This is a genomic window from Ruminococcus flavefaciens MA2007, from assembly GCF_000621845.1.
Lineage (GTDB): Bacteria > Bacillota > Clostridia > Oscillospirales > Ruminococcaceae > Ruminococcus > Ruminococcus flavefaciens_E.
On the sequence record NZ_JHXF01000010.1, the window covers coordinates 24218 to 42288 of the forward strand.

The 18071-nt window shown below is 48.4% G+C and carries 23 protein-coding genes; all 23 read left to right on the top strand.

The annotated features are described in order from the left end of the window. The first annotated feature begins 115 nt into the window (after nt 1-115). The 23 genes from T497_RS16070 (at nt 116) to dtd (ending at nt 18051) form a co-directional block, all read left to right on the top strand. Nucleotides 116-1036: a hypothetical protein gene (locus T497_RS16070; protein ID WP_051530560.1), complete on the top strand. Its 921-nt coding sequence runs from the start codon at nt 116-118 to the stop codon at nt 1034-1036. Continuing rightward, nucleotides 1026-1529: a stage III sporulation protein AB gene (locus tag T497_RS0106280; RefSeq protein WP_028514881.1), complete on the top strand. Its 504-nt coding sequence runs from the start codon at nt 1026-1028 to the stop codon at nt 1527-1529. The genes T497_RS16070 and T497_RS0106280 overlap by 11 nt, the downstream gene beginning before the upstream one ends. Before the next feature lie 3 nt (nt 1530-1532). Then, nucleotides 1533-1730 (top strand): stage III sporulation protein AC, encoded by a 198-nt coding sequence (gene spoIIIAC / locus T497_RS0106285; RefSeq protein ID WP_024859880.1) that lies wholly within the window; start codon nt 1533-1535, stop codon nt 1728-1730. An 83-nt stretch (nt 1731-1813) separates the two neighbouring features. Next, nucleotides 1814-2113: a SpoIIIAC/SpoIIIAD family protein gene (locus tag T497_RS16075; RefSeq protein WP_037324569.1), complete on the top strand. Its 300-nt coding sequence runs from the start codon at nt 1814-1816 to the stop codon at nt 2111-2113. 7 nt (nt 2114-2120) lie between these two features. Beyond that, the gene (locus T497_RS0106295; protein ID WP_028514882.1) at nt 2121-3215 is read left to right on the top strand and encodes a stage III sporulation protein AE; all 1095 of its coding nucleotides are present in this window, start codon (nt 2121-2123) and stop codon (nt 3213-3215) included. Further along, nucleotides 3216-3677, top strand: coding sequence for a hypothetical protein (locus T497_RS0106300; protein WP_028514883.1), 462 nt, complete (start codon nt 3216-3218; stop codon nt 3675-3677). Continuing rightward, the gene (locus T497_RS0106305) at nt 3664-4188 is read left to right on the top strand and encodes a hypothetical protein (protein WP_028514884.1); all 525 of its coding nucleotides are present in this window, start codon (nt 3664-3666) and stop codon (nt 4186-4188) included. Before T497_RS0106300 ends, T497_RS0106305 begins: the two co-directional genes overlap by 14 nt. Before the next feature lie 12 nt (nt 4189-4200). Beyond that, nucleotides 4201-4755 carry a SpoIIIAH-like family protein gene (locus tag T497_RS0106310; protein WP_028514885.1) on the top strand — a complete coding sequence of 185 codons (555 nt, stop codon included), beginning with the start codon at nt 4201-4203 and terminating at the stop codon, nt 4753-4755. A gap of 186 nt (nt 4756-4941) precedes the next feature. Beyond that, entirely contained in the window at nt 4942-5283 is a 342-nt protein-coding gene (locus T497_RS0106315) for an Asp23/Gls24 family envelope stress response protein (RefSeq protein WP_028514886.1), read from the top strand. Then, entirely contained in the window at nt 5280-5744 is a 465-nt protein-coding gene (locus T497_RS0106320) for a GNAT family N-acetyltransferase (RefSeq protein WP_028514887.1), read from the top strand. The genes T497_RS0106315 and T497_RS0106320 overlap by 4 nt, the downstream gene beginning before the upstream one ends. Beyond that, nucleotides 5731-6147, top strand: a complete 417-nt coding sequence (gene nusB, locus T497_RS0106325) for a transcription antitermination factor NusB (RefSeq protein ID WP_028514888.1) — start codon at nt 5731-5733, stop codon at nt 6145-6147. Before T497_RS0106320 ends, nusB begins: the two co-directional genes overlap by 14 nt. Next, nucleotides 6140-7087 (top strand): peptidase M22, encoded by a 948-nt coding sequence (locus T497_RS0106330; protein ID WP_028514889.1) that lies wholly within the window; start codon nt 6140-6142, stop codon nt 7085-7087. Before nusB ends, T497_RS0106330 begins: the two co-directional genes overlap by 8 nt. Further along, complete coding sequence (gene xseA / locus T497_RS0106335) at nt 7087-8277, top strand: exodeoxyribonuclease VII large subunit (RefSeq protein WP_028514890.1); 1191 nt, start codon at nt 7087-7089, stop codon at nt 8275-8277. Before T497_RS0106330 ends, xseA begins: the two co-directional genes overlap by 1 nt. A 4-nt stretch (nt 8278-8281) precedes the next feature. Continuing rightward, nucleotides 8282-8479, top strand: coding sequence for an exodeoxyribonuclease VII small subunit (xseB, locus tag T497_RS0106340; RefSeq protein ID WP_028514891.1), 198 nt, complete (start codon nt 8282-8284; stop codon nt 8477-8479). Then, nucleotides 8476-9366 carry a polyprenyl synthetase family protein gene (locus T497_RS0106345; RefSeq protein WP_028514892.1) on the top strand — a complete coding sequence of 297 codons (891 nt, stop codon included), beginning with the start codon at nt 8476-8478 and terminating at the stop codon, nt 9364-9366. The genes xseB and T497_RS0106345 overlap by 4 nt, the downstream gene beginning before the upstream one ends. A 39-nt stretch (nt 9367-9405) precedes the next feature. Beyond that, complete coding sequence (gene dxs, locus T497_RS0106350; RefSeq protein WP_028514893.1) at nt 9406-11304, top strand: 1-deoxy-D-xylulose-5-phosphate synthase; 1899 nt, start codon at nt 9406-9408, stop codon at nt 11302-11304. Beyond that, nucleotides 11291-12076 carry a TlyA family RNA methyltransferase gene (locus tag T497_RS0106355; protein ID WP_028514894.1) on the top strand — a complete coding sequence of 262 codons (786 nt, stop codon included), beginning with the start codon at nt 11291-11293 and terminating at the stop codon, nt 12074-12076. The genes dxs and T497_RS0106355 overlap by 14 nt, the downstream gene beginning before the upstream one ends. Before the next feature lie 11 nt (nt 12077-12087). Next, nucleotides 12088-12942 carry an NAD(+)/NADH kinase gene (locus tag T497_RS0106360; protein WP_028514895.1) on the top strand — a complete coding sequence of 285 codons (855 nt, stop codon included), beginning with the start codon at nt 12088-12090 and terminating at the stop codon, nt 12940-12942. A 16-nt stretch (nt 12943-12958) separates the two neighbouring features. Then, nucleotides 12959-13402 (top strand): arginine repressor, encoded by a 444-nt coding sequence (argR, locus tag T497_RS0106365; protein WP_028514896.1) that lies wholly within the window; start codon nt 12959-12961, stop codon nt 13400-13402. 9 nt (nt 13403-13411) lie between these two features. Further along, the gene (recN, locus tag T497_RS0106370; protein ID WP_028514897.1) at nt 13412-15073 is read left to right on the top strand and encodes a DNA repair protein RecN; all 1662 of its coding nucleotides are present in this window, start codon (nt 13412-13414) and stop codon (nt 15071-15073) included. 13 nt (nt 15074-15086) lie between these two features. After that, nucleotides 15087-15626, top strand: coding sequence for a histidine phosphatase family protein (locus T497_RS0106375; RefSeq protein ID WP_028514898.1), 540 nt, complete (start codon nt 15087-15089; stop codon nt 15624-15626). Between the two features lie 13 nt (nt 15627-15639). Continuing rightward, nucleotides 15640-17610 (top strand): beta-galactosidase, encoded by a 1971-nt coding sequence (locus tag T497_RS0106380; protein ID WP_028514899.1) that lies wholly within the window; start codon nt 15640-15642, stop codon nt 17608-17610. Nucleotides 17611-17616: 6 nt separating this feature from the next. Next, entirely contained in the window at nt 17617-18051 is a 435-nt protein-coding gene (dtd, locus tag T497_RS0106385) for a D-aminoacyl-tRNA deacylase (RefSeq protein ID WP_028514900.1), read from the top strand. Nucleotides 18052-18071 lie beyond the last annotated feature (20 nt).

Consider the following 18071-nt stretch of genomic DNA (forward strand, 5'->3'; position numbering starts at 1 on the left):
TCACAAAAAATCACAGCACACTTCGGTGTGCTGTTTTTTATGGACGCTTCGGCGTCCTTTTTTTGTTCTAATCATTGTGAAAGCTGAATAGTATTTAGTGTAAGGAGTGATGAAAATGCAAGGCAGTACAAGCTTTGAAACTATAACAAGCTATCTTCCCGAGAAGCTCCGCAGACTGATTATGAATATTCCGTGTGATAAGCTGAGCGGCTTAATGGAGTTTAGGCTTCGGGCTGGGGGAGCTTTGTATCTTGTTTACTCGGACAAGATATCCTTTCTTCGTAATGACGGCGGACTTTCTTCCTATTATAATAAGAAGGAAGTCTATAATGTGACCTCAGCTGATATAAAGGAGACAGTTGAACGGCTGTGTCATTACTCGGTGCATAGCTGTGGGAAACAGCTCTCACAGGGATATTTTGTTGTAGAAAACGGTGTTCGTGTGGGAGTATCGGGAGCATATTCATCTACCGATAAGCCTGTCCTCACCGAGTTCACGTCGCTTAATTTTCGTGTGTCAAGATGTGTCGAGGGCTGCGCAGACGAGATATTCGCTTCAAACTTCGACAAAAACATAATTATCTGCGGTGGAGTCAACTCGGGAAAGACCACTATTCTCCGAGATATGTGCAGGCTTAACGGAAATATCAGAAAGACTGCCCTTATTGACGAACGCAACGAGATATCCTGTCTGCGTGACGGAGTTCCGCAGAATGATGTGGGAGCAATGACAGATATTATAAGCAATTGCAGCCGCAGTGCAGGTATTATTTCGGCAGTGCGGACGATGTCACCCGAGGTCATAGTATGCGATGAAATTTCATCAACGTCGGATTCCGAGTCTATAATAAGCGGTATTGGCTGCGGTGTGAAATTCATTGTGACCGCTCATGGTACTTGCTTTGACGAACTGATCAAGCGCAAAGAGCTTGCATATCTCATCGAAAGCGGACTTTTTGACACCATCGTCTTTCTAAGGGGCGCTTCTGCACCCTCGAAAATTCGTGAAATAAAGAGGCTGAAAAATGGGAATTAGAGTAATTGCTGCTGTCTTAGTTGCATTTTGCGGAGCTTTTTACGGCTTGAATAGCTCCGAAAAGCTGAAAAAGCGAGTGCTTGTCTGCACTGAAGCCGACAAGGTTTTCAGAGTTTTTGAGACCATGATAAGAAGCAGCGGAACTGATATTTATAGTATTCTGGCTGTGCTGAAACGCGAAAATTTCTCAGCTCTTGGATTTATAGAAAGGCTGTCAAACGAATACAGCGCTGAGAGTGATTTCCACAGTCAGTGGCGGCAGCTTCTTATGAATGAGCCTGATATACCGCAGGAAGAAAAGGGCATATTGCTTGATTTCGGCGATCTGTTGGGGACAAGCGATATTGACGGACAGCTTATCGGTATTTCGGCTGTAAAAGCGCTTATGCTGGAGCGTTTTCAGCGGCGCTCCGAAGAATATCACAGCAAGGCAAAGCTTTACAGGAGCGTAGGCGTACTGGCAGGAGTAATGGTAGGGATTATGGTGATCTGAGAAATGGAAATTGACCTTATATTTAAAATCGCAGGCACGGGCATAATCGTTGCCGTGCTTAATCTGGTGCTGAAACGGGCAGAGCGTGAGGAACAGGCTATGATGACTACGCTTGCAGGACTTATTGTAGTTCTTGTTGTAATAATCGACGAGATCGGCGACCTTTTCGACAAAGTCAAAAGCGTCTTTGGACTATGGTAGACAGCTGTTTTTCTGTAGGAGCTTTCTGTCTTGTTGGAGCTCTCATAGCCGTGATTTTAAAACAATATTGCTCTGAGCATTCCATGGCTGTGACTATAGCGGTATGCGCTGGAGTAATGACGTTTTTTGTGCTTCTCTTTGACGATACAGCAGCCGAGATAAGAGATGTTTTTGAAATGGCAGGCATAGCCGAGAGCTACATATCCATTATCTTCAAGACTCTGGCAATATGCTGTATAACCCATATTACAGCCGAGCTTTGCCGTGACAGCGGCGAGAGTGCTATTGCTTCTGCTGCGGAGCTGTGGGGCAGAGGAGCAGTCCTCGTTCTTGGTCTGCCTGTGTTCAGAGCCTTTTTGCAGCTCATAGAAAAGCTTATTTAGGAGCGTTATGAAAAAGTTCGGAATATCAATAATTATAACTATATTGCTTCTGGTGTTTGCTGTACCTGTTTCGGCTTTTGCAGTTGATGAGCAGGACGCAAAAAGCGAGTACACCGAGCAGCTTGATGACATACTTGCAGACTATGATATCGAGACAAGCTCCGATGAGATAGCGGCGCTGAGCTTCGGCGGCTTCGCAAAGGCTATAGCAGCAAAGGTAACTGACAGCGAAACATCGCCGTTTAAGCTTCTCGGAACTATTCTTTTTGTGACAGGTTTGTCTGCACTGTTGAAAAGTGCAGGGAGTATCGGTTTTAAGGGTTCAGCTGATATTTACGGTCTGGTCAGTGTGCTGACTGCAGTAACGGTAATATCCCCACAGCTTTTCGCGGCGTTTTCACAGTCTGTTGAGGCTGTAAATGTCAGCGGCGGTTTTATTTCTGTATTTATTCCCGTATTTTCGGGAGCTTCGGCGGCTTCGGGACATATGACCTCAGCCGCAATTTATGATGTGACTGTACTGGCGGCTTCTGAGCTGATAGTGCAGCTGGTTTCTGGCTTTCTAGTGCCCGTTCTCAGCGCATCAGCAATGCTTTCAGTAACAGGAAGCGTGTTCACGAAGAATGACATGAGCGGCGTTGTTCAGCTTCTGAAAAAGGTCATAACATGGACTATGACTATAACTATGACTGTGTTTATCGGCTTTGTTACGCTGAAATGCAGTCTTGCGGGAAAAACAGACGGCGCAGCCACAAAGGCGGCTCGTTTCGTTATTTCGGGCAGTGTTCCCGTAGTAGGTGGAGCAGTCTCCGACGCTTATGCCGCAGTCCGCAGCAGTTTTGACCTTATCCGCGGAACAGTGGGGACAGTTGGCTGTATAGCAGTGCTGCTCATTGTACTTCCGCCTGTGATACAGCTTATGCTCTTTCGATTCGTTATGTGGATAGGTGCGGCGGCTGCGGAGCTTTTCGGCGCGGAGCACATGAAAAAGCTGCTCAGTTCCTTTGACAGCGCCCTTGCAATAGCGCAGAGCGTTCTGGCTTGCTACGGCGTGATGTTTGTGCTTTGCACGGGAATACTTATGCATACGGCAGGTGGTTAAATGGAAAACTTTGTAGCGGCAGTCCGTGCGGTCTGTTATGTTTCAGTGGGCATATGTATCGTTCAGAGCATTACCGAGGGCACTCGTCTACGCGCACAGGCTGAATTTATCTTGAAGCTGATTTTTGCCGTGGCAGTTACAGCACCCATAGTCAGCGGAGTTTTCAACATAGAGCTGCCTGACCTCAGTGCCTTTGACAGCACGGACTACAGCTATTCTTCGGAAATATACGAAAATGAGCTGTGCACACAGCTTTCGGAAAATATTTCAGCAGTGCTGCGTGAACAGCTTAAAGCCGCTGGGATAAAAGTGGAAAAAATCCAAACAGAGGTTAATATTTCGGAGGACGGCAGCATAAGTATTAATAGAGTCATTATCAGCACGTCGGACTTTGAGGCGTCAGCCCGGTTGATCCGCGGCAGTATCGGACAAGAAACGGAGGTCATAAATGGAAGTTATTGAAAAAATAAGAGAGCTTCTAAAGAACAGGAAATGGGCTGTATTTATGACCGTATGCGGAACAGCAGGTCTGCTGCTGATAATGATATCGTCGCTTTTGCCTGACAAAAAGGCGGCTCCTGCTGTAAAAACGGAGCGGCAGAGCGTATACGACAGTGCGGCTTACTGCAAGGACACGGAAAAGCGTCTTGAAGCCTTTCTCAGCGAAATAGAGGGCGCCGGAGAGGTAAAGGTATATATTACTGTTGGCAGTGAGCAGCGCTACGTATACGCTACAGAGGGGCGTCACAGCCGCTCGGACAATAAAACGGAGGAGGAAGAGAAATATGTGATAGTCGGCGGCGGAAGCGAGAAAAACGCACTTATCGAAACAGTTGAAGCTCCCGAAATTACGGGAGCGGTAATAGTCTGCGGCGGAGGAGGCGATGCTGCTGTACGTGAACAGATATACAAGGCGGCTTCGGCTGCTCTTGGGATACCAACGGCAAAGATATATGTTGCAAAAATCAGATAAAGGAGAATAACTATGAAAAAACCATCAATTATAATCGGAAAGAAACAGATAATCATGACCTGCCTTACACTTATGCTGGCAGTTGCGGTGTACATAAACTATGCTGCCTCACCGAAGCTTGCTCCCGACAGCAGCTCCATGACCTTCAGGAAGGATACCAACAGTATCAAATACGGTGAGACCGAGTTTGTAAATGCTCCTGCGGAGCCTGCCGCTGAGGACTACTTCGCACAGGCTCGTCTTGACAAGATGAAGGACAGAGACGAGGCGGTACAGACCTTGCAGACCATGATAGGCGGCGGAGATGTTACCGATAACGAAATGGTAGTGAACGCCCTTGACGCTGTGCAGGTATCAAAGCTTATCGAAAGCGAGGGAACTATCGAATCGCTGGTAAAAGCTCAGGGATTTCAGGACTGCGTGGCATATCTTGACGGCGAAAATGCAAAGGTAGTAGTCAAGACCGAGGGACTTGATAAAGCGCAGGCGGCTTCAATAAAGGAGATAATCCTCGGAGAGACCGAGATACCTGCGGAGAATATCCGTATTTTTGAAGTTAAGCAGTGAAATGAATAATTATCCATATTTTTAAGCGTGGAAAGTGCCTTTTTCACGTAAAAATGAAAAATATATTGTAGTTTTTTGCCGCGTTCCTTGCCTTTTTTGAAATTATATGTTATAATACAATGGTCGGGGTGTAAGCATAATTATAGTTAAAACAAACACCCAAATAAGTGCCCACGGAGGTTCGCTATGGAAGTTGAAGAGATGAAGCCTGAGGTTTCAAGCAGACTTAAAATATCAGACGACGTAATAATCGCCATTGCCAAGCTTGCAGCTCTTGATGTCAAGGGCGTGGCAAGCCTTGGCGGCGAGATAGGAAAGATGAGCAAGCTCAGAAGAAACGGTCCTATCAGGATAAGCATGATGGGCGACGTAGCTGCCATAGATATGAAGATAGTCATCAAGAGCGGCGAAAAGGCTGTAAACGTTGCTCAGGAGGTACAGACCGTAGTCAAGGAGAACGTCCAGAACATGACAGGCGTTCCTGTAGCAAGAGTCAACGTTACCGTCAGCGGCGTTGTATTTGAATGATAAGAAGATACAGCTCCTGTGACCTGAAAATGGCTGCCGAGGTATTCCGCGCAGCCTTTGCTGCCGAGCCGTGGAACGAGGAGTGGTCCCTTGAGCTTGCCGAGACAAGGGTAAGAGAGCTTATGTCAGCTCCGCAGTCCATAGGCTATGTGTTTGAGGAGAACGGCGTCATACAGGCTGTACTTTGCGGCAGAAAGCTTACATATCTCCACGGTGTGGAATACGTCATCGACGAGTTCTGCGTATCGCCTGATATTCAGCGAAGCGGTATAGGTACGGCTGTGCTTGACTATGCTCGCAGTGAGCTTACTGCTGAGGGCGTTGCGGCAATGGCTCTTCTGACCAAAAGGGGCTATCCAAGCGAGAGATTTTACATAAAAAACGGATTTACGGGAAGCGATACCATGGTGTTCATGTATCGTCCCATTGAAAATAAGGAGTGTTCAAATGACAAGACGTGAAATAAGAGACAGCGCATTCAAGCTGGTTTTCGAGCAGCTTCTGCGCGATGATGATATAAACGAGCTGTATGAGATAGCCGAGGAGATCGACGAGATAACCGTAAATGACGAGGTAAAGAAGATCGTCGAGGGAACTCTCGAACACGCATCTGAGCTTGACGAGATTATCTCAAAGTACAGCAAATCAAGAAGTATTTCGAGAATCTCCAAGCTGAACCTTGCTATTCTGCGAATTGCCATGTTCGAGTCGCTCTATGACGACAATACTCCCATGAATGCGGCAATCAGCGAGGCTATAAAGCTTTCCATGATGTATACATATCAGGAGGACACAGCTTTCATCAACGGCGTTCTCGGAGCATTCTCACGTGATACACAGAAGTCGGAGGGCGAAAATGCCTGAGTATCTGGGTGTCGATACAAGCAACTATACCACATCTGCTGCTGTGTACGTCAGCGAGGAGAACAGGATATACCAGACAAAGAAGCTTCTTCCCGTCAAGGAGGGAGAGCTTGGACTTCGCCAGAGCGACGCGGTTTTCCACCACACCAAGCAGCTCCCCGAAATGATAGAGCAGCTTTTCGGTGAAAACAGCATAGCCATACCAAAAACGGTAACGGCTTCTGCAAGACCGCGCAACATTGAGGGCTCTTATATGCCGTGCTTTCTCTGCGGAGAGGGCTTTGCACGTTCATATGCGGCGGTAACAGGAGCCAAGCTGTACACCACGTCTCATCAGATAGGTCATATCCTTGCGGCGCTTTATTCCGCGGACAGGCTTGACTTAGTGAATGAGCGATTCATCGCTTTTCACGTCAGCGGCGGAACTACCGACTGTCTGCTTTGTGAGTCCGATGATGAATGTGTGCTCAGAATATCGGAGATAGGAACTTCTCTCGATTTAAAGGCAGGACAGGCTGTTGACCGTACAGGCGTTATGCTCGGACTTCGTTTTCCATGCGGTGCGGAGCTTGAAAAACTGGCGATGAACGCCAACAAGCACTTCAAGGCAAAGCCTGTGCTGAAAGATGGGAATTGTTGTCTTTCAGGTCTGGAGAACAAGTGCGGAAATATGCTTGACGGCGGCGAAAGTCCCGAGAATATAGCTAAATATTGCCTCGATTTTATTGCCGAGACCATACTTGCAATGACAGACCATGCCATAGATAAATACGGTGAGCTGCCGCTGGTTTTTGCAGGCGGAGTCATGTCGGATGTTATTATCCGCGACAGGATAATTTCCCGATACCCGTCAGCAAGCTTCGCACAGCCGCAGTTTTCCTGCGATAACGCGGCAGGTGTGGCTATATACGGCTATTTGAAAAGCACAGGAGAAAAATAATGCCTGTAATCACAGTTACACAGATAAATAAATACATCGGTTCGATACTGAAAAACGACCGCAATCTGCAAGGCATAATGGTTCGCGGCGAGATATCCAACTACGTGAAGCATTTCCGAAGCGGACACGTTTATTTCACACTGAAAGACAGCGAGAGCTCCATAAAGGCAGTGATGTTCGCAAGTGCGGCGGCTCGTCTTAAATTCGAGCCCGAGGACGGTATGTCCGTTATTGCCGCAGGCAGTCTCGGAGTTTTCGAGCGTGACGGAGTCTATCAGCTCTACGTCAACGATATAATCCCCGAGGGTGCAGGCAAGGCAAATGTAGCTCTGGAGCAGTTGAAAAAGAAGCTGCAAAAGGAGGGCATATTTGCCGAGGAGCATAAGCGTCCAATACCGCCTATGCCTAAAAAGATAGGTGCGGTTACGTCCCTCAGCGGCGCGGCTGTCCGCGACATTATAAACGTGCTTTCAAGGCGTTATCCTCTTGGAGAGGTCTATGCGGTCAATGCTCAGGTGCAGGGCGAGGGAGCTCCCGAGTCTGTATGCGCAGGCATACTCAAAGCCGAGGCGGCAGGCTGCGATGTTATTATTGTCGGACGCGGCGGCGGCTCCAGCGAAGACCTGAGTGCATTCAATACCGAAAAGGTTGCGTATGCCATATATAACTGCAAGGTGCCTGTGATATCGGCGGTAGGACATGAGACCGACTTCACTGTTGCTGACCTTGCCGCAGACCTTCGTGCTCCTACTCCCTCAGCGGCGGCAGAGCTTGCAGCTCCCGATATCACGCTGCTTTACGAAAAAATATCCATTTTGGAGCGCAGAGCGGAGCGTTCTGCTTTGTCTGTTCTGGACAAGTCAACGGACAGGTTTATAGCGCTGAATGCGCGGCTTACGGCACAGTCTCCCGAGAATCGTCTGAAACTTACGGCAGAAAGACTCAACGCCTTTGACAAGCGCCGTGATACTGCATTTCTGCGGTATATGGACAGGCTTGAACGCCAGCTTGAAGAAAAGGCTGCAAGGCTTGACAGTCTCAGTCCGCTGAAAGTTCTTTCGCGCGGCTATTCGCTGGTATATAAGGGCGAAAAGCTGCTCAGCAGCTCCGAAACACTCAAAAAGGGCGATAAAATAAAGATAGGCTTCGGAAGCGGCGGCGCAGAAGCCGAGATAACTGATAAATGGTGATAAAATGGAAGAAAAGCTTACATTTGAAGATAATATGACTCGTCTCGGCAAGATAGTATCCGAGCTTGAAAAGGGCGATATCCCCCTTGAAAAGGCTGTGGAGCTCTACGGCGAGGGCGTGAAGCTCTCGGCGGCTTGCAGAAAGCAGCTTGACGAAGCTCAGATAAAAATAACCGAGGACGACGGAGGAATGGAAAAATGAGTAATTTCAAGGAAACAATGCAGGAATACATAACATTTACAGAGACTAATCTCAAAAAATACAATGCTTTTTCGGATAGCATGGCGGCTCAGAAGAATCTTATCGACGCCATGAATTATTCCCTTGAAGCAGGCGGAAAGCGTATCCGTCCCGTTCTTGTGTATGCATTCTGCAATGCTCTCGGAGCTGATTACAAGAAAGCAGCTGCACCTGCTGCTGCTATCGAGATGATACACACATTCTCGCTTATCCACGACGACCTTCCTGCTATGGACAACGACGATTTCCGCCGCGGAAAGCCCTCCTGTCACAAGGCTTTCGGCGAGGCAATGGCTATTCTTGCAGGTGACGCACTTTGTATGCTGCCATTCGAGGTCATCGCTGACGACAAGCAGCTCACTGCCGAGCAGAAGGTAAGACTTGTTTCATGTCTTGCAAAGGGCTCAGGCAGAGAAGGCATGGGCGGCGGACAGGTCATCGACATGGAAAACGAGGAGCGCACTGACGTTGACGAGGCTAATCTCCGCAATATGTACCACCACAAGACAGGTCAGCTCATCGCTGTATCCTGCATGATGGGCTGTATCTGTGCAGGTGCTGACGAGGAGAAGATACAGGCTGCTGCCGATTACGGCTTCAAGCTTGGACTTGCTTTCCAGATAATCGACGATATCCTTGATGTTACAAGCACTACTGAGGAGCTTGGCAAACCTGTAGGCAGTGACGAGGAGGAGAACAAGACCACCTTTGTTACTCTCTACGGAGTTGAAAAGGCTCAGGAGATCGCAAATAATATAACCGAAGAGGCTCTCGGCTGCCTTGAAAAATTCGGAAACGACGCATTTCTTACAGAACTTACAGAAATGCTTCTTAAAAGAAAGAATTAACGCAAAGGAGCTGCGGAGCTTATCCGCATTTCATAGAATATGAAAGAAAATATAAGTAATAACGAAAAGGTGACGCTGGAGGAACTCCAGCTGCCTCAGGATCTGAAAAAGCTTACTATTTCTCAGTGTAACGGACTTTGCAAGGAGATAAGAACTATACTTATTTCCACAGTTTCAAAAACAGGCGGGCACCTTGCTTCAAATCTGGGAGCTGTAGAGCTTACAATGGCTCTCCACCGCAATTTCAATTCTCCCGAGGATAAAATAGTCTGGGACGTCGGTCATCAGGCTTATACTCATAAGATACTCACAGGCAGACTTGACAGATTCTCTACACTGAGACAGGAGAACGGAATATCTGGATTTCCAAAGCCCTCAGAGTCTGAGCACGATACCTTTATCAGCGGACACAGCAGTACATCTGTCTCCGTTGCCTGCGGTATATCCGAAGCCATGAAGCTTCAGGGCAAGGACAACTATGCGGTAGCTGTTATAGGTGACGGAGCTATGTCGGGCGGTATGTTCTACGAGGCTATGAACAACTGCGGCAGAGACCGTCAGCGCAATCTCATAGTAGTCCTCAATGACAACAATATGTCTATTTCAAAGAGCGTTGGAGCTCTTTCAAAATACCTCACATCTCTGCGTAATACCGAGAGATATCTTCACACCAAGAGAGCCGTTGAGCGCGGACTTGAAAAGATACCTCTTGTCGGCAAGAGCGTTACCAAGGGTATCAAGAATGTAAAGGATTCTGTAAAATCCAACATTCTTGAGCAGAGTACCATGTTCGAGGACATGGGCTTCATCTATCTCGGACCTGTCAACGGACACAATCTTGCGGAGCTTGAAGAGGTTTTCCACATGGCTAAGTCCTATCACCAGCCTGTGTTTATCCATGTCAAGACCGTAAAGGGCAAGGGCTACAGCCCTGCCGAGGCAAATCCGGGAGAATATCACGGTATCTCGAAATTTGACATAGCTACGGGAAATCCCGAGGTTGCCGCCGCAGACAGCTATTCTACAGTTTTCGGCAAGGAGCTCGTAAAGCTTGCCGACAAGGACGAGAAGCTCTGCGCTATCACAGCAGCTATGAAATACGGTACGGGTTTGCAGTTTTTCCACTTTAAGTATCCCGACAGATTCTTCGATGTGGGAATCGCGGAGCAGCACGCAGTCACCTTTGCAGGCGGACTTGCCTCCATGGGAATGACACCTGTATTTGCGGTGTATTCCACATTTTTACAGAGAGCCTATGACCAGCTCGTCCACGACGTTGCTATAGGCGGACTTCATGTTGTCCTCGGTGTTGACCGTGCAGGTATAGTAGGTGAGGACGGCGAGACACATCAGGGGCTTCTTGACGTGCCTATGCTTACTACCATACCGAATACAACAGTTTATTCGCCCTCATGCTATATGGAGATGAAAATGTGCATGAGAAAGGCTATATACGAGGATAAGGGACTTGCGGCTGTGCGCTATCCGAGGGGCTCTGAAAAAATGGAGTTCGACCAGTCTGATATCACAACAGAATGGCTCTTCAAGCAGCTCAGCGGCAGCAAAATTCTTATCATTACATACGGCAGGCTTTATAATGAAGCAATAAAGGCTCAGAAAGAGCTTGAAAAGGGCGGCATAAACTGCGATATATTGAAGCTTACAAAGATATTCCCGCTTGACGGCAAGCTGGGCGATGAGATAAAGCAGTACCCGAGGATAGTATTCTTCGAGGAGTCTATGGGCGAGGGAAGTATTTCCGAAAAGGTAGGAGATATCCTTTCTGAGCTTGGCTACTGCGGAGACTACAGCAGAGTGACCGCAGACGGCTTTGTAAAGCAGGCTTCTGTGCGCTCATGTCTTGACAAGCTTGGGCTTACAAGGTGCAGAATGGCGGATTATATCCGTCAGAGGAGCAATAATAATGGCAAGGCTTGACAGCGAGCTGGTCTCACGGGGACTTGCAAGAAGCCGTCAGCGAGCCAAGGAAATGATACTTACAGGAAATGTTACTGTCAACGGAAAGACGGCAAAAAAGGCTTCTGACGAAGTAACTCCCGAGGATGTTATCGAGTCCTCTGAGAGCGAGAGCTATGTCGGACGCGGCGCTCTGAAGCTTGAAAAGGCAGCCGAGGTATTCGGTCTTGACTTCAAAGACAAGGTCTGTCTCGATATCGGAGCTTCTACAGGCGGATTCACCGATTTTATGCTGCAAAACGGAGCAGCTAAGGTCTTTGCAGTCGATACGGGACATGGTCAGCTTGCACAGCGCCTTGTGGACGATGACCGAGTTGTCAATATGGAGGGCACTGATATCCGCGACGTTACCGCCGATGATTTAGGCGGACAGGCTGATATCATATCCGTGGACGTTTCGTTCATTTCCCTTACCAAGATACTTTCCAAGGTCTATGAGCTTCTCAAAGAGGGCGCAGCAGCCGCTGTGCTCATAAAGCCGCAGTTTGAGGCAGGCAGGAGCGATATCGGCAAGCGCGGTATAGTAAAGGACAGAAAAGTCCATATCCGTGTACTGTCGGAAATAGACAGCTTTGCACAGTCTATCGGCTTTGTGACCGAGCAGTACACCTATTCTCCCGTCCGCGGCGGAAGCGGCAATATAGAGTATCTTGTGAAGCTCAGAAAAACCGCAGGAGAACCAAAGATACATGACTTCAAGGAGCTGACAGACAGTTCATTCACTAAACTATAAGGAGTGCGTTTATGAAGGCAGCGTTGTACCCTAATTTCCAGAAGACCAATGCGCTCAGCTGCGCCCGTGAAGCCTGTGATGTGCTTGCGGACTGCGGCATAGACGTTTCGGTCAGTGAAATATTCAGAAACGATTTTTCAGACAAACCGCACGTAAGCTTTGAAGATATAAGCGAGGCTGTAAAGACAGCAGATGTGGTTCTTGCCATAGGCGGCGACGGAACTATCCTCCGCTGTGCAAAGCTGCTCATGGGCAGCGATACCAAGCTTCTCGGTATAAATACGGGAACTCTCGGCTTTATGGCAGGTCTCGAAGCAGACCAGCTCGACAAGCTGAGCCTGCTCACTACAGGTGAGTACGACATATCCCAGCGAATGACTCTTGATGTATTATATCACGGCAAGGACGGCGATGTTACGGCAACTGTCCTCAACGAGGTCTCGGCACGCTCGGGCAGCTTCAGGATATGCGACTTTGAGGTCTATTCTGAAGGCTACCTTGTGGGAAAATACCGAGCAGACGGTGTACTTTTCAGCACTCCCTCGGGTTCTACAGCCTATGCTCTCTCCGCAGGCGGTCCCGTTATCGAGCCTGACCTTGAATGTATAGAGATGACGCTTATATGCCCTCATTCGCTGTTTTCGAGAGCTACAATGTTTTCACCGAGCAGGAAGCTTCGCATGAAGGTGACGACTACCCGAGAGGACAGCATGGTCATAAACGTGGACGGCGAGCACTTCATCAGTCTTGCCCGTGACGAATCAATAGAGATATGTCGCGGAAGGAACAATATAAACTTCATTGACCTCATAGGCAATTCCTTCCACGAGTCCCTTTGCAAAAAAATGTGCAAGCCCATAAAATAAGGAGCACGGTGGTATTATGAAAAACCGCAGACATGAAGCAATTCTTGAAATAATAACCGAGCAGCCCGTCGCAACTCAGGAGAGGCTTATCGAGCTGCTTGCAGAGCGCGGAATAAAGACCACGCAGGCAACTCTTTCCCGTGACATACAGCAGCTCTCTTTAGTGAAGCAGCGCGATGACAAGGGCATTTACCGCTATACTATGCCTGCCGCAGCAATTACGGAGAAGTCTCTCTTTGAAGAAGCTGTTATATCGGTGGATTATGCCATGAATACCATTGTTCTCAAATGCCGTGCAGGAATGGCGCAGGGCACCTGTGCAGCCATAGACTCCGTAGAGCATCAGGGCGTTGTGGGAACTATCGCAGGCGACGATACTATCTTTATACTTGTGCGGAGCGAAGCTGACGCAAAGAAGCTTTCCAAGAAGTTTCGCAGCGAGCTTTTCCCCAGGAGGTAAACTCTCAGAATGTTAAAAGAGATATACATACAGAACCTTGCTGTCATAAAAGAAGCAGTGATACCTCTTGGCAGCAGGCTGAACATTTTTACAGGCGAAACAGGCGCAGGTAAGTCCATACTTATCAACGGCATAAATGCTGTTCTCGGACAGCGCTGTACTAAGGACATAGTCCGCACAGGCTGCGATAAGGCAGTTATAACTGCGCTTTTTACAGAGCTTTCCGACGAGGTATGCGCAAAGCTTGATGAGCTGGGAATTGCCCATGATGACCGTGAGATAACGGTCACAAGGGAGATAAGCGCCGACGGCGGCAGTGTTTCACGTATCAATAACAGAACGGCAGCAGCGGCTCTTCTTAAAGAGATAGGCTCAATGCTTATCAATATCCACGGACAGCACGACAATCAGATACTTCTTGACAGCGAGAAACATTTGCAGATACTTGACGGATTCGGCGGCGATGACACTCTGCTGAATGAGTACAGGGAGACCTTCCGCCAGCTTCAGCATACTGCGAGACGTCTCGGCGAGCTGAAAAAGCTGGAGCAGTCCCGTGTTGAGCGCAGCCGTTACCTTGAGGATATAATCAGCGATATCGGCGAGCTGGAGCTCCGCGAGAATGAGGACGAGGAGCTTGAAAAGGAGTACGAGACTGCAAAGAACTCCGAAAAGACCATAATCGCCATTAAAAATGCAGTGAACGCCATAACAGGCGAAGAAGCTGCCAATGATATGCTTGTTTCGGCTGAGACTGAGATAGCCCAGTATACCGACAATAACGAAAAGCTCAATACGCTGTATGAGCGCCTTTCTGCGGCTGAGATAGAGCTTGCAGATATCGCCTCAGAGCTTGAATCACTTGCCGAAAGGGTTGAACTGGACGGACAGCGTCTGGAATATCTCGGAACAAGGCTGGGAAGTATAAACAAGCTGAAGCGCAAGTATGCCACTGACTGCGAGGGGCTCATAAAAATGTATGATGACGCCTGCCGCGAGTCCATGCAGCTTGAAAGCTCAGATAGCGAGATAAAGTCACTTACAGAGAAGCGCGATGAGCTTCTCCATAAAGTTACGGAGCAGGCTAAGAAGCTCTATGATTACCGCGAGAGCGTTGCCAAGCGCTTTACCGAGCGCGTCACAGCAGAGCTTGAATTTCTCAACATGGAGGGCGTAATAATCGCAGTCCGCCATGAAAAGGGCAAGCTCACAGTGAACGGCATGGACAGCGTGGAGTTCCTTATATCTGCCAACAAGGGCGAGGAGCCTAAGCCCATTTCAAAGATAGCCTCAGGCGGCGAGCTTTCACGTATAATGCTTGCGCTGAAAAGCGTTATTGCTGACAAGGATTCTATCCCGACTATGATATTCGACGAGATAGATACAGGCGTAAGCGGCAAGGCGGCTCAGAAAATAGGCATAAAGCTCCGTGAGATAGGTAAGGTGAGACAGGTCATCTGCGTTACCCATCTTTCGCAGATAGCTGTAATGGCTGACGACCACCTGCTCATTGAAAAGCAGATAGTTGGCGAGCGTACCGAGACTCATGTAATGCACCTTGATATGGAGGGCAGAGTTGCTGAGATAGCCCGTATCATGGGCGGCGACAGTCCAAGCGAGCTCATGCTGGACAACGCCCGTGCCGAGATTGAAAAGGCTTCTGAAATATAACGGAGGAATCGTATTGAAAATATACTCAACGAGGCACGGACAGACCTCGTACAACAAGCAGGAGATAGTTCTGGGAACTACCGATATAGAGCTTGACGAAACAGGTGAAAAGCAGGCTCTTATGCTGGCTGAGAAGATAGCCGATATGAACTGTATTGATATTATCATAGCTTCTCCAATGAAGCGGGCACAGCGTACAGCTCGTGCGGTTGCGGAGCGCTGCGGACTCGAAATTGTAACGGAGGAGCGCCTTCGCGAGTGGGACTATGGCTATTATGAGGGCAAAAGCAGATTTACCGAGGGCTTTGCAGAGAATAAGACGGAGTTCGGCGTGCGTATGGGCAAAAGCGGCGAGTCTCTCATGCAGCTTGCTCACAGAGTTTACTCCGCACTTGATGATATCATAAAGAATTACAGCGGCAAAAATGTGCTTATAGTAAGCCACGGCGGTGTTTGCCGCGTTATTGAGACATATTTCAACGACATGGCTACAGAGCAGTTTTCAAACTGGTTCATGGATAACTGCGGACTTATTGAGTATTCCATAGACTGACAGGAGAGATATTATGAAAATAGGCGTTGACTATTATCCCGAGCAGTGGGACAGGGCGTTATGGAAGGCTGACTCAGACCTCATGGCGAAGATAGGCGTAAAGCTTGTTCGTATCGGAGAGTTTGCGTGGTCAAAGCTTGAACCCAGAGACGGTCAGTTTAACTTTCAGTGGCTGGACGAAGCTATCAGTACCTTTTCGCGCCATGCAATAGGAGTAGTGCTCTGCACACCTACAAGCTGTCCGCCATTATGGATGTACGAGACCTACCCCGATATCGTACAGGTCGGTGCGGACGGTAAAAGGATACAGACAGGCATCAGGGGACACAGGTGTCTCAATGCGCCTATGTTCCTGTATTACGCAAAGCGTATCACCGAGCAGCTTGCAAGGCGTTATGCCAACAATCCTGCAATTGCCGCATGGCAGATAGACAACGAGATAGAGGCTTATCCCTGCACCTGCGAGACCTGCCGCGGACTGTTCCGCGACTGGCTCATAGACAAGTATGATACTCTTGAAAACATCAATGCCGCTTTCGGAAGCAGCGTATGGAGCGGAGAATACAGCAATATCACGCAGATACAGCCTCCCACGGCTTACCCGAAAGCATGGCAGAACCCTGCCCTTTGCCTTGATTTTGCGCGGTTTTCGTCAGATACAGCCGTAAAGTTCGTAAGCGATATGGCTCAGATAATAAAGCGTGAGAATCCAAGGGCAAAGGTCACAACTAATACCTTTTTCTGCGAGAATACTCCCGATTTTTACAAGCTTTTCAGTATGCTTGACTTTACATCATATGACAATTATCCGCCTGTACGTATATCAGGCGATGACAATAACCCCAATTCCCATGCTTTTGAGCTTGATTTTATGCGCGGACTTAAACAGCGTAATTTCTGGGTAATGGAGCAGCTCAGCGGTGCTACAGGCAGCTGGGCTCCTATGGGACCTACTCCAAAGCCGGGACAGATAAAGGGCTATGCTATGCAGGCAATGGCTCATGGAGCTGATACTGTCATGCATTTCCGCTGGAGAACTGCAAATAAGGGTGCGGAGATGTTCTGGCACGGACTTCTTGACCACAGCAATGTGCCCTCACGGCGCTTTAAGGAATTTGCCGAGCTTTGCAGAGAAGCTTCAAAGCTCAGCGTTATCGAGACTACAGAGCTTGTTTCCGACGTTGCCATACTCTATTCGCCTGAAAACGACTGGGCGTTCAGGATACAGCCACAGACAGAGGGCTTCAATTATCTTGAACAGCTGAGATATTTCCACGCAGCCTTTACGCGTTACGGCACAAATGTGGATATCATATCTCCAACAGCCGACCTTTCAAAGTACAAGGCAGTAGTTGCGCCTGCAATGTATGTTTACGACAAGGCTTCTGCCGAGAATATCTACCGTTATGTAATAAAGGGCGGTACGCTTATAATGACAAACCGCAGCGGCGTCAAGGACCAGTGCAACAACTGCATTATGGAGCCGCTCCCCACAGTATACCGCGAGATGATAGGTGCGGAGGTCAAGGAGTACGATCCTATCGGCAATACCGAGCAGACCATTGCGGACTTCGCAGGAAATAAGTTTACCTGCCGCCAGTGGTGCGATGTACTTGAGGTCACAACAGCCCGTGCTTATGCGGAGTATAAGGACAGCTTCTATGCAGGCAGTGCCGCTGTAACTATGAACCGCTATTGCAGCGGTGTCACATACTATGTGGGTACAGTCTGCAATATGGACTTCTACGAGAGCTTTGCAGGCAACATTATGAAGCAGACAGGAATACCTCGTCTTAAAGACCTGCCCAAGGGCGTCGAGGTCACCACAAGAACAAACGGACTTGACGATTACATCTTTTTCTTCAATAATTCTGAGGAAGAGGTAAATATAACACTTCCAAAGGCAATGTACAGCATTATCGACGGCGGCGAAAGAAATGAGCTTACTCTGGAGCCCTTCGGTATGGATATTGTCAGAAAGTAGGCGTGAATGAGGATAGTTTTACAGCGAGTCACCTCTGCAAGCGTAAAGGTAGACGGAAATATCATCGGCAAGATAGGTACGGGATTTCTGCTGCTTTTCGGTGTGGGACATGAGGATACCGAGGAGGACTGCCGCAGACTTGCGGACAAGATTTCCGGGCTTCGTATCTTCTCCGACGAGAATGACAAGATAAATCTCGACCTTGAAAGCGTAGGCGGACAGCTTCTTGTGGTGCCGCAGTTTACGCTGTATGCTGACTGCCGCAAGGGCAACAGACCGAATTTCATACAGGCTGCAAAGCCTGAAAAAGCAAATGCGCTGTATGAATATTTCGTGGAGTATCTCCGCAGCAAGGGCAAGCACGTTGAAACAGGTGAGTTCGGCGCTGATATGAAGGTCGAGCTCCTTAACGACGGACCTTTTACGGTAATACTTGAATAGTTTAAAAGCCGCAGATACTT

What these genes read in the sequence shown, in the direction of transcription:
- T497_RS16070 (WP_051530560.1), top strand. Translation starts at nt 116, where the DNA reads ATGCAAGGCAGTACAAGCTTTGAAACTATAACAAGCTATCTTCCCGAG.
- T497_RS0106280 (WP_028514881.1), top strand. Translation starts at nt 1,026, where the DNA reads ATGGGAATTAGAGTAATTGCTGCTGTCTTAGTTGCATTTTGCGGAGCT.
- spoIIIAC (WP_024859880.1), top strand. Translation starts at nt 1,533, where the DNA reads ATGGAAATTGACCTTATATTTAAAATCGCAGGCACGGGCATAATCGTT.
- T497_RS16075 (WP_037324569.1), top strand. Translation starts at nt 1,814, where the DNA reads ATGGCTGTGACTATAGCGGTATGCGCTGGAGTAATGACGTTTTTTGTG.
- T497_RS0106295 (WP_028514882.1), top strand. Translation starts at nt 2,121, where the DNA reads ATGAAAAAGTTCGGAATATCAATAATTATAACTATATTGCTTCTGGTG.
- T497_RS0106300 (WP_028514883.1), top strand. Translation starts at nt 3,216, where the DNA reads ATGGAAAACTTTGTAGCGGCAGTCCGTGCGGTCTGTTATGTTTCAGTG.
- T497_RS0106305 (WP_028514884.1), top strand. Translation starts at nt 3,664, where the DNA reads ATGGAAGTTATTGAAAAAATAAGAGAGCTTCTAAAGAACAGGAAATGG.
- T497_RS0106310 (WP_028514885.1), top strand. Translation starts at nt 4,201, where the DNA reads ATGAAAAAACCATCAATTATAATCGGAAAGAAACAGATAATCATGACC.
- T497_RS0106315 (WP_028514886.1), top strand. Translation starts at nt 4,942, where the DNA reads ATGGAAGTTGAAGAGATGAAGCCTGAGGTTTCAAGCAGACTTAAAATA.
- T497_RS0106320 (WP_028514887.1), top strand. Translation starts at nt 5,280, where the DNA reads ATGATAAGAAGATACAGCTCCTGTGACCTGAAAATGGCTGCCGAGGTA.
- nusB (WP_028514888.1), top strand. Translation starts at nt 5,731, where the DNA reads ATGACAAGACGTGAAATAAGAGACAGCGCATTCAAGCTGGTTTTCGAG.
- T497_RS0106330 (WP_028514889.1), top strand. Translation starts at nt 6,140, where the DNA reads ATGCCTGAGTATCTGGGTGTCGATACAAGCAACTATACCACATCTGCT.
- xseA (WP_028514890.1), top strand. Translation starts at nt 7,087, where the DNA reads ATGCCTGTAATCACAGTTACACAGATAAATAAATACATCGGTTCGATA.
- xseB (WP_028514891.1), top strand. Translation starts at nt 8,282, where the DNA reads ATGGAAGAAAAGCTTACATTTGAAGATAATATGACTCGTCTCGGCAAG.
- T497_RS0106345 (WP_028514892.1), top strand. Translation starts at nt 8,476, where the DNA reads ATGAGTAATTTCAAGGAAACAATGCAGGAATACATAACATTTACAGAG.
- dxs (WP_028514893.1), top strand. Translation starts at nt 9,406, where the DNA reads ATGAAAGAAAATATAAGTAATAACGAAAAGGTGACGCTGGAGGAACTC.
- T497_RS0106355 (WP_028514894.1), top strand. Translation starts at nt 11,291, where the DNA reads ATGGCAAGGCTTGACAGCGAGCTGGTCTCACGGGGACTTGCAAGAAGC.
- T497_RS0106360 (WP_028514895.1), top strand. Translation starts at nt 12,088, where the DNA reads ATGAAGGCAGCGTTGTACCCTAATTTCCAGAAGACCAATGCGCTCAGC.
- argR (WP_028514896.1), top strand. Translation starts at nt 12,959, where the DNA reads ATGAAAAACCGCAGACATGAAGCAATTCTTGAAATAATAACCGAGCAG.
- recN (WP_028514897.1), top strand. Translation starts at nt 13,412, where the DNA reads ATGTTAAAAGAGATATACATACAGAACCTTGCTGTCATAAAAGAAGCA.
- T497_RS0106380 (WP_028514899.1), top strand. Translation starts at nt 15,640, where the DNA reads ATGAAAATAGGCGTTGACTATTATCCCGAGCAGTGGGACAGGGCGTTA.
- dtd (WP_028514900.1), top strand. Translation starts at nt 17,617, where the DNA reads ATGAGGATAGTTTTACAGCGAGTCACCTCTGCAAGCGTAAAGGTAGAC.